Origin of the sequence: Falsiroseomonas sp. HC035, assembly GCF_050563525.1 — a bacterium.
Taxonomy (GTDB): Bacteria; Pseudomonadota; Alphaproteobacteria; order Acetobacterales; family Acetobacteraceae; genus Falsiroseomonas.
The window spans coordinates 1-1116 of the sequence record NZ_JBNXUN010000068.1 but is presented as its reverse complement, the minus strand read 5'-3'; the positions used below and the strand labels follow the sequence as shown (position 1 = coordinate 1116).

Sequence of the window (1116 nt, the reverse complement as noted above, 5' to 3'; positions counted from 1 at the left end):
TGAACCGTCCCGGGTCGGCCGGAGGCCTTTTGGCTTGGGTCACGCCGCCATAGCGGGTGCCTCCATTTGGGCATAGTAGCGCGCCTCGGCCTCGGCGGGAGGGATGTTCCCGATCGGCTCGAGGAGGCGCTGCGTGTTGAACCAGGCGACCCATTCGAGGGTGGCGAACTCCACCTCTTCAAAGGAGCGCCAGGGTCCGCGACGACGGATCACCTCAGTCTTGAACAACCCGATCACCGTCTCGGCGAGCGCGTTGTCATATGAGTCACCGACGCTCCCGACCGACGGCTCGATCCCGGCTTCGAGCAGCCGCTCCGTGTACCGGATGCTGACGTACTGCGACCCCTTGTCGCTATGGCATGTCAGTCTGCCCTTCGCCGGGCGGCGGTCGTGCAGGGCTTGCTCCAGGGCATCGAGGACGAAGCTCGTCTGCGCCGTGCGCGACACCCGCCAGCCGACGATGCGGCGGGCGAAGACGTCGATGACGAAAGCGACGTAGACGAACCCCTGCCACGTCGCGACGTAGGTGAAATCCGAGACCCACAGCACATTCGGCGCCGGCGCCCTGAACTGACGGTTCACCTTGTCGGCCGGGCATGGCGTCGCGGGGTTCGAGATCGTGGTCCGCGTCTCCTTCCCACGCACGACACCACGCAGCCCCATGGCTTGCATCAGCCGCTCCACCGTGCAGCGGGCAGCCGTGACTCCCTCGCGGCGGAGCTGCCGCCAGACTTTCCGGGCGCCGTAGACCCCGAAGTTCGCCTCGTGCACGCGACGGATCTCGGCGCGGAGGACCTCATCGCGGCGACATCGGAGGCTCGCCCGCTCTGGACAACGCTGTTTCGCGGCGTGGGCGTGATAGGTGGATGGGGCGATCGGCAATACCCGGCAGATCGGCTCGACCCCGTACTCACCCCGGTGATCATCAATGAAGGCGATCACGTCTTGGACCGGCGGTCGAGCTCCGCCTGCGCAAAATACGCCGACGCCTTCCGCAGGATCTCGTTGGCCTGCCGCAGCTCGCGCACCTCTCTCTCGAGCAACTTGATCCGCTCTCGCTCGGCGCTCGTCGGCCCAGGGCGCTGCCCCCCGTCACGCTCGGCCTGCCGCACCCAG

Annotated in this window: 1 pseudogene and 1 other annotated feature; the pseudogene reads right to left on the bottom strand. The window is 67.3% G+C overall.

What is annotated here, in order from left to right:
- Window positions 1-39: 39 nt before the first annotated feature.
- A pseudogene (locus ACLF3G_RS29460) lies at window positions 40-1116 on the bottom strand (IS3 family transposase); the annotation flags it as partial.
- Window positions 868-984 (bottom strand) — a sequence feature (AL1L pseudoknot). Its footprint overlaps the pseudogene before it by 117 nt.